The sequence below is a fragment of the Modestobacter sp. KNN46-3 genome, assembly GCF_011039295.1.
Genome location: NZ_JAAKGN010000181.1, coordinates 1 through 8,546, shown reverse-complemented (window position 1 = coordinate 8,546; position 8,546 = coordinate 1). Strand labels below are relative to the sequence as shown.

7 protein-coding genes and 1 pseudogene are annotated in these 8,546 nt (G+C 75.0%); 6 read left to right on the top strand and 2 right to left on the bottom strand.

All coding sequences use genetic code 11. The features are described 5' to 3' along the window. The first annotated feature begins 342 nt into the window (after positions 1–342). From G5C62_RS23540 to G5C62_RS23525, 4 genes are all read left to right on the top strand, one after another. Positions 343–726 (top strand): hypothetical protein, encoded by a 384-nt coding sequence (locus G5C62_RS23540; protein WP_164702908.1) that lies wholly within the window; start codon positions 343–345, stop codon positions 724–726. A 318-nt stretch (positions 727–1,044) separates the two neighbouring features. Then, on the top strand, positions 1,045–2,031 hold the full coding sequence (locus G5C62_RS23535) for a C40 family peptidase (protein WP_241176088.1): 987 nt from the start codon (positions 1,045–1,047) through the stop codon (positions 2,029–2,031). An 88-nt stretch (positions 2,032–2,119) separates the two neighbouring features. Next, positions 2,120–3,403, top strand: a complete 1,284-nt coding sequence (locus tag G5C62_RS23530) for a M48 family metalloprotease (RefSeq protein WP_164702906.1) — start codon at positions 2,120–2,122, stop codon at positions 3,401–3,403. Further along, the gene (locus tag G5C62_RS23525; protein ID WP_164702905.1) at positions 3,400–4,533 is read left to right on the top strand and encodes a glycosyltransferase family 4 protein; all 1,134 of its coding nucleotides are present in this window, start codon (positions 3,400–3,402) and stop codon (positions 4,531–4,533) included. The genes G5C62_RS23530 and G5C62_RS23525 overlap by 4 nt, the downstream gene beginning before the upstream one ends. 31 nt (positions 4,534–4,564) lie before the next feature. Here G5C62_RS23525 and G5C62_RS23520 read toward each other — a convergent pair whose 3' ends face one another. Continuing rightward, positions 4,565–6,298 (bottom strand): long-chain fatty acid--CoA ligase, encoded by a 1,734-nt coding sequence (locus tag G5C62_RS23520; protein ID WP_164702904.1) that lies wholly within the window; start codon positions 6,296–6,298, stop codon positions 4,565–4,567. Positions 6,299–6,530: 232 nt separating this feature from the next. On the opposite strand from G5C62_RS23520, the gene G5C62_RS23515 reads away from it, so the two are divergent. Together G5C62_RS23515 and G5C62_RS23510 are read left to right on the top strand one after the other, a co-directional pair. Next, on the top strand, positions 6,531–6,962 hold the full coding sequence (locus G5C62_RS23515; RefSeq protein WP_164702903.1) for an SRPBCC family protein: 432 nt from the start codon (positions 6,531–6,533) through the stop codon (positions 6,960–6,962). Then, a complete protein-coding gene (locus G5C62_RS23510) occupies positions 6,962–8,143 on the top strand; it encodes an ArsA family ATPase (RefSeq protein ID WP_241176087.1) in 1,182 nt (393 codons plus the stop codon). Before G5C62_RS23515 ends, G5C62_RS23510 begins: the two co-directional genes overlap by 1 nt. Positions 8,144–8,463: 320 nt before the next feature. Here the strand turns inward: G5C62_RS23510 and G5C62_RS28330 are convergent. Further along, positions 8,464–8,511 (bottom strand): annotated as a pseudogene (locus tag G5C62_RS28330) (hypothetical protein); the annotation flags it as partial. Positions 8,512–8,546: the final 35 nt, after the last annotated feature.

Genomic DNA, 8,546 nt, shown 5'->3' with positions numbered 1-8,546 from the left:
GGAGCAGGCCGGGCCACGCTTCCAACAGGCGACGATCGACGACCTGGGCACCCCGCTGGCCGCGGTCACCTTCGTGGTCGTCGACCTGGAGACCACCGGGGGCCGGAGGGGGTGCTGGTGGCTGCGCTGACGGCAGGGCAGGTACGGACGGCACGGCGCGGACGCTAGGTCGCGGGTCCGACAGTCCCCGGGAGGCCACGCCGCGTGAGCCGTCGGCCGGGGCCGCGGGGCCCGGCTCGTCGACGCGTCGTCCGGGACCCCCGGCCGGGAGCTGAGCAGAACTGTCGGTGGTCGCTCCTACGGTCCGCGGTGTCTGGACCACAGGAGACAAGGAGAGCCGCCGTGCTCATCGACTGCGACACCTGCACCGTCCGCGGTCACGGCTGCGACGACTGCGTCGTGACCGTCCTGCTGGGCGCCCCGCCGGACTGGCGGGGGAGCGCCCCGACCGTCGTGCCGCTCACGCGACGCCGGCCAGGGGTGTCCGCCGGCGTCCCGGCCGGGGAGGGCGTGCTGGTCGCCGGTGCCGCACCGGGGGAGGCGTCGGCCGACAGGGCGGGCGGGCCCGGCCAGGGCGTGGCCGAGGGCGTGGCCGAGGGGGCGCGCCCGGTCGTCGAGTGGGACGACGTGGAGGAGCAGGCCGTCCGGGCCTTGGCAGACTTCGGGCTGGTTCCGCCCTTGCGTCATCAGGATGCGTCGTCCCACGGGGACCGCCACGTGAGCTGACAAATCGCAACCCTGTGATTTGTCAGGTCCTGGGGTCAGTTCGAGGTTTGACGGGGCTAGGTCTCGATCCGGTCACGGACATACGTTCGTCGTGTCCGAACGAGACGAAGTCGCCACAGAGGGTGACCTCGCTCGGGCACCGCCGGATCACCGACCCGTTCCCGGGGTGGTGCGCCGCGGTCCGAGTGAGAGAAGTGGAGTCCGCCGCCCGTGGCGAGCCCTCAGTCCAGCGCCCTGCCAGCATGGTCGGCCCCCGCCGCCGACACCCCGGTGCACGCGCGCCCCGGCCGTATCGCCGGTCGGTTGGGCGTCGGGATCGTGGCAGTCGTCGCCGCGAGCCTGACGCTGGCGGTCCTGCCGGGCGATGCCGCCGCGGCTCCGGGCGACCAGGCCACCGAGGCGACCAGCCCGGAGCAGGCCACCCAGCTGGCGGCCGACGCGACCCACGAGCTGGAGGTCGTCACCGAGCAGTTCAACGAGGCGCAGGAGACGCTCGAACAGCAGCAGGCAGCCGCAGCCGCCGTGGCACAGACGGTCGCCGAAGCGCAGGCCCGACTGGCCGCCCTGGACGAGCAGGTGCGCCGGGTCGCCCGCAGTGCCTTCACCGGCGAGAACCTGTCCCGCTTCAACGCCCTGATGACCAGTGGGTCGCCGGATGAGTTCGTCTCCCAGGTGACCACCCTGGACAGCATCGCCGGGCACACGAACGACGTCCTCGCCCAGGTCAGCGCGGCGGCGACTGCTGCTGCGCAGGCACAGGCGGACGCGGAGGCGGCGGCCGCGGCCGCGGAGCAGACGCTGCAGGACGTCGCGACGCGGCAGCGCGACCTCACCTCCCGGGTCGACGACTACCAGGCTCAGTACGACGCCCTGACCGTCGTCCAGCAGGAGGAGGTGGTCGAGGAGCACGCCGGGCCGGTGCTCGAGGCGCCGGTCGAGGTGGTGGCCACCAGTTCCTCGGCGCAGGTCGCCGTGGACACCGCCATGGCCCAGCTCGGTGATCCGTACGTGTGGGCCGCCGGCGGCCCGGACGCCTTCGACTGCTCGGGCCTGACGCAGTACGCCTATGCGGCGGCGGGGGTGACCCTGCCGCACTCCAGCCGCCTCCAGTCCACGATGGGGACGGCGGTCTCACGGAGCGAGCTGCAGCCCGGCGACCTGGTCTTCTTCCGCAGCCCGGTGAGCCACGTGGGCATGTACATCGGCGGTGGCCAGATGGTGCACGCGGCCACGTTCGGCGTCCCGGTGCAGGTCACCAGCGTCGACATGGCCGGCTACGCCGGGGCGCGCCGCTTCCTCGGCTGAGCCGTCCGGTCCGGCCGTCCAGCCGGGCCACAGGCAGCCTGCCTAAGCTCGGCGCCGTGCCCCTCCCGCCCGGTCCGCGAGCCCACGGATGAGCCGAGGAGGAGCCGCCGGGTCCCGGCGCGTGGCGCTGCTGGTGGCGGCGGTGCTCGGTGCCACGCTGGTCGCCGTGATCGCCGTGGCCACGCCGTGGGACGTGCTGCCCGTGCCGCCTGGCGGCCGCACGCCGGTCGATCCGGGCGCCGCGTTCGGCCCGGAGCAGGTGGCCCGGGCGGAGGCATTCACCGCAGCACTGCGCCCGGCCTCGCTGACCTCGCTGGTGCTGAGCCTGCTCGTCTCGGCGGTCCTCGGGCTCACCCGGGCCGGGGCGGCGACGGCGCGGGCCGTCGCCCGGCCGCTGGGCGGTGGCTGGGCCTGGCAGGTGCTGCTCGGCTCGCTCGCGATCCTGCTCGTCGGTCGGCTGGTGACCCTGCCGCTGTCGGCCTACGGCGAGGTGGTGCGGCGTCGCTACGGCCTGTCCACGCGCAGCTGGGACCTGTGGGCGCGCGACGTCGCCACCTCGTACGGGATCTCTGCCGGGTTGACCGCGCTGGGGCTGCTGGCCCTGGTCGCGCTCGCCCGGCGGGCCCCGCGCACCTGGTGGGCGTGGGCGGGCACGGCGGCCGCGGCCCTGGTCGTCATCGGGTCGTTCCTCTACCCCCTGGTGATCGAGCCCGCGTTCAACCGCTTCGAGTCCATGCCCGCCGGTCCACTGCGCACGGAGCTGATCGCGCTCGCCGAGCGCAGCGGCACCCCGGTCGACGACGTGCTGGTCGCCGACGCCAGCCGGCGCACCACTGCGTTGAACGCCTACGTCTCCGGCTTCGGGTCCACCCGGCGGATCGTCGTCTACGACACCCTGCTGGACCAGCGGCCCGACGAGGAGATCGTCTCGATCACCGCCCACGAGTTCGGGCACGTGGCGAACGACGACGTCCTCACCGGCACGCTGATCGGGGCGCTGGGCGCCGGGGCGGGCGTCGCGCTGCTGGGCTGGCTGCTCGGCTCGCCCCCGCTGCTCCGCCGCGCCGGCGCGGCGGGGCCAGGGGACGGGGCGGTGGTCGGCCTGCTGCTCCTGCTGCTCTCCCTGGGCACCCTGGCGTCGACGCCGGTGCAGAACCTGGTCTCCCGGCACATCGAGGCGCGGGCGGACCTGCACGCGCTCGACCTGACCCAGGACCCGGACTCCTTCGTGGCGGTGCAGCAGGCACTGGGAGGCGCCAACCTCAACGACCCCGATCCGCCCGCGATCTGGCAGTGGGCCTTCGGCTCGCACCCCACGGTGCCGCAGCGGATCGCCTTCGCCGCCGACTGGGTGGCGGTGCGCGACCGGTGAGCGGGGACCGCACCCTGGTCGTCACCAACGACTTCCCGCCCCGGCAGGGCGGCATCCAGACCTTCGTCGCCGCCCTGCTGGCCACCCGGCCGCCCGACTCGCTGGTCGTGCTGGCCTCGGACCACCCCGGCTCCGCCGCGCACGACGCCGCACTGCCCTATCCGGTGGTGCGTGCTCCCACCGGCATGCTGCTGCCGACGCCGCGCGTCGCCCGGACCGCTGCCCGGCTGGTCCGCGAGCACGGCTGCCGGACGGCGTTCTTCGGCGCGGCGGCACCGCTGGGACTGCTGGCGCCGGCGCTGCGCCGGGCCGGGGTCGAGCGCCTGGTGGGGGCCACGCACGGCCACGAGACCGGCTGGGTGGCCCTGCCGGCGGCCAGACAGCTCCTCCAGCGCATCGCCGGCGGGCTGGACGTGGTGACCTACATCAGCGAGTACACGCACGGGCGGCTGGCCCCGGCCCTCGGGGTGCGCACGGAACTGGCCCAGCTCTCGCCCGGGGTCGACGTCGACCGGTTCACCCCGGACGCCGACGGGGCGCCCGTCCGGGAGCGGTACGGGCTCGGGGACGACCCGGTGGTGGTCTGCGTGTCCCGGCTCGTACCGCGCAAGGGGCAGGACCTGCTCGTCGAGGGCTGGGCGCAGGTGCTCGCCCGGCACCCGCGCGCCAAGCTGCTGCTGGTGGGCGGCGGTCCGCTGGAGCAGGCGCTGCGGCGCGCCGTCTCCGACCGGGGGCTGACCGGTTCCGTCGTCCTGACCGGGGGAGTGCCACCGGCGGACCTGCCGGCGTACTACGCAGCCGGGGACGTGTTCGCCATGCCCTGTCGCACCCGCCGCGGTGGGCTGGACGTCGAGGGGCTGGGCATGGTGTTCCTGGAGGCGGCCGCCTGTGGCCGACCGGTCGTCGCCGGCACCTCGGGCGGGGCGCCGGAGACCGTCCGGGAAGGGGTGACGGGGCACGTGGTGGACCCGCGGTCGCCCGCCGCGGTCGCGGGCGTGCTGGCCGACCTGCTGGACGACCCGGCGCGCGCCCGGGCGATGGGCGCGGCCGGCCGGGCGTGGGTCGAGCAGCGGTGGTCCTGGACGACGATCGCGTCGACCTTCGCCGACCTGCTCGACCCCGCGCGCTGAGCGCGGGGCCGAGCAGCTCGACCGTCAGGCGCTACCGCGTGTAGAGCGCCTCGACCTCGGTGCCGAACTGCTTCATGACCACGGCCCGCTTGAGCTTCAGGCTCGGGGTGAGGGTGCCGTTGTCCTCGGTGAAGTCGTCGCCCAGCACCCGGAACTTCTTGATCGCCTCGGCCTGCGAGACGGCCTTGTTCGCCTCGGCGACCGCGGTGTCCAGCTCGGCCAGCAGCTCCGGGTCGTCGCGCAGCTGCTCGGGGGTGAGCGAGGTGTCCTTGCCCTGGGCCTTCAGCCACGTCGGGAGCGCCTCGACGTCCAGGGTGACCAACGCGGCGATGAAGGGCCGCTGGTCGCCGACGACGAGGCACTGGCTGACCAGCTTGTGCGCCCGCAGCCGGTCCTCGAGCACGGCGGGGGCCACGTTCTTGCCGCCCGCGGTCACCAAGATCTCCTTCTTCCGCCCGGTGATGCGCAGGAAGCCCTGGGCGTCGAGCTCACCGATGTCGCCGGTGCGGAACCAGCCGTCGGCGTCGATGGCCTCCGTGGTGGCCTGCTCGTTCTTCCAGTACCCGCGCATGACGATCCCGCCGCGCAGCAGCACCTCGCCGTCGTCGGCAATCGCCGCATCGACGCCGGGCAGCGGGCGCCCGACGGTGCCGATGCGCAGCGCCGCGTCGTGGTTGACGGCGGCGGCAGCCGTGGTCTCGGTCAGGCCGTAGCCCTCGAAGATCGTCACGCCGATGCCCCGGAAGAAGTGGCCGAGCCGCTCGCCCAGGGGGGCGCCGCCGGAGATGGCGCCGGCGCAACGCCCGCCGAGGGCGGCGCGCAGCTTGCCGTAGACCAGCTTGTCGAACAGGGCGTGCTGCACCCGCAGCGCCAGCCCGGGGCCGCCGGTGTCCTGCGCGCGCGACCAGTCGACGGCCACCTCGGCGGCCCGGCCGAAGATCTTGCCCTTGCCGTCGGCCTCCGCCTTGGCCTTGGCGCCGTTGAAGACCTTCTCGAAGACCCGGGGCACGGCCAGCACGAAGGTGGGCTGGAACCGGCCCAGGTCTCCCACCAGGTCCTTGATGTCGGGGGTGTGGCCGATGACCGTGCGGGTGTTGAGCGCCCCCACCTGCATGACGCGGGCCAGCACGTGGGCCAGCGGGATGAACAGCAGCAGCGAGCCGTCGGGGTTCATGAACCGGCTCAGCAACGTCATGCCGTTGCGGATCTCGAACAGGAAGTTCGCGTGGGTCAGCTCGCAGCCCTTGGGCCGGCCGGTGGTGCCGCTGGTGTAGATGAGCGTGGCCAGGCTGTCGGCGGAGAGGCTGGCCCGCCGGGCGGTCAGCTCGCTGTCGGGCACGTCGGCGCCGGCGGCGGTCAGGGTGTCCAGCCCGCCGTCGTCGATCACCCACACCGGGCCCAGCTCGGGGGCCTCGGAGCGCACGGACTCCACGGTCGCGGCGTGCTCGGCGTTCTCCACCACGACCGCCCGCGCGCCGGCGTCGGAGAGGATCCAGGCGACCTGGTCGGCGCTGGAGGTCTCGTACATCGGGACGACGACGGCGCCGGCGGTCCAGATGGCGTAGTCGAGCACCGTCCACTCGTAGCGGGTCCGGGCCATCAGCCCGACCCGGTCGCCGGCCTGCACGCCACCGGCGATCAGCCCCTTGGCGACTCCGGCGACCTCGGCGGCGAACTCCGCGTAGGTGACGTCGACCCACTGACCGGCCTGTTGGCGCCGCAGCCCGACCTCGTCGGGGTGCTCGGCCGCGTTCGTGGCGACCATGTCCGTCAGGGCGTCTCCGGGCCCCACGCTGGCGGTTGGGGGAACGCTCAGTTCGCGCACGCCGTCCTCTCTGTCCTGCCCGGCCGGGGGCTCCGTCGCCCCGCCGCTCCGGATCAGGGTCCGGGGCCAATCTAGTCCGCGCGGCCACCGCGCAGTAGCCGAGCGGCCCGTGCGGGGGAGGAGGCCCGGGAGGAGGCCAGGCCGGGGGTGGGCAGCGACTACCCTCCGCCCCATGGCTGACCAGTCCACCCAGTCGATCGTCATCGACGCGCCTGCCGCCGAGGTCATGGCCGTGATCGCCGACTTCCCGGCCTACCCGTCGTGGGTGTCGGCAGCCAAGCAGGTGGAGGTGCTCGAGACCGGAGCGGACGGGCGCGCCCGCCGGGTCCACTTCGTGCTCGACGCCGGTGCGGTCCAGGACGACTACGTCCTGGACTACACGTGGGACGACGACCGCCGGGTCGACTGGACGCTGGTGCAGGGCCAGATGCAGAAGCAGCAGGACGGGTCCTACTCCCTGTCCGAGTCCGGGGGCCGCACCACCGTCACGTACTCCATCACGATCGACCTCTCGATCCCGATGCTCGGGATGATCAAGCGCAAGGCCGAGAAGGTCATCCTCGACACCGCGCTCAAGGAGCTCAAGAAGCGCGTCGAGGGCTGATGCGCGCCGTGCAGGTCCTCCTCGTGACCGGCCCCGGTGGCGCCGGCAGCTCCATCGTCGCCGCGGCCACCGCCGCGCGGCTGGCCGAGGCCGGTTCCCGGTGCGTGCTGCTCACCGGCCAGCCCGTCGGGATCGCCGACCTGGCCGACCGGGTGGCCGTCGACGTCGTCAGCCCCCAGCCCGCGCTGGAGGAGCTCTGGGACCGGCACGCCGGTCAGCTGGCCGACGCACTGCCGTTGCTCACCGTGCCGCCGGCCTCCTCGGTCGTCCCGCTCCCCGGCGTCGCCGAGTTCGCGCTGCTCGCCGCCCTGGCCGGGCACCTCCGCGACAGGGACACCGACGTCGTCGTGCTGGACCCCGGCCCGACGGCGACGGCGACGGCCCTGCTCGGCCTCCCCGGGGCGCTGCGGTGGTGGCTGGCGCAGGCCGCGCCGACCCGGCTCCGGGTGCTCGCCACGCTGCGTGCGGCCGCCACCCCGGGCCGCGCCGGGGTCACCGCCGGGCTGCTCGCCGGCGCCGCGGCGACGGAGGAACTGCTGGACGCGGTGGCGCTGGCCGACCCCGCCCGCACCGCCGTCCACCTGGTGCTGCGCCCCGACGCAGCCGCGGCAGAGCACCTGCGGCACGCGGCCACCGCACTGGGCGTCCACGGTCAGCGGATCGCCTCGGTCACCGTCTCCCGGCTGCTCCCGGGCGGCTCGGGGGAATGGTGGCAGCAGCGGGCCGCGGCGCAGGAGCAGGCGGTCCGCTCGGTGCGCGCCCTGCTGGGGCCGGTGCGGGAGGTGGCCGAGGCCGCGGTCCCGCCCGCCGGTGTCGCCGACCTCCTCGCGCTGGGCGCCGCCGTCCCCGAGACCGCGGTGCAGCCGCTCACCCGGCCCGTGCCCCGCCGGGTGAGCGGCGAGTGGCTGCTCGACGTGCCGCTGCCCTTCACCCGCCGCGGCGAGGTGGAGCTGACCCGCTGGGCCGACGACCTCGTGGTCACCGCGGGCGGGGTGCGCCGGTCGCTCCCGCTGGACGCACTGCTCCGCCGGTGCACGGTCTCCGGCGGGGCGCTGACCGATCCGGGCACCGCCCGCGCGGTGCTGGAGGTGCGCTTCGTCCCCGACCCGGCCCAGTGGCCGGCCGGGCTGCTGGCCGCCGGCGCCACGGCGGGTGCGCCGGCCGAGGGGGGCGGGGCATGACCGCACCCGGCCCCGACTGGGTGGAGCAGGTCCGTCGACTGGCGGCGGGACTGGCCGCCGAGCACACGGCAGGAACGCGGCTGACCGACGTCCTGGGTGACCTGCTGGGCACCCCCGCCGCACGGCCCGAGCACGACGGTGCGGCGACGCGGCCGCAGCCGGCGGACGACTGCCGCTGGTGCCCGGTGTGCGTGGGCCTGGCGGCGCTGCGCGGACGCCGTCCGGACCTGGTCGAGGCGCTGGCCGACGTGCTGGCCAGCGCCGCCACCGCACTGCGTGCCCAGGGTGATCATCAGCATCAGGCTGCTGCCGCGGGCCGCGCCGTAGCGGTACTCCGCCCAGGCGGCCGCGTCGGCGTCGTTGCCCACCCAGAGCGGACGCTGCAGCCGGCCGACGAGGTCCT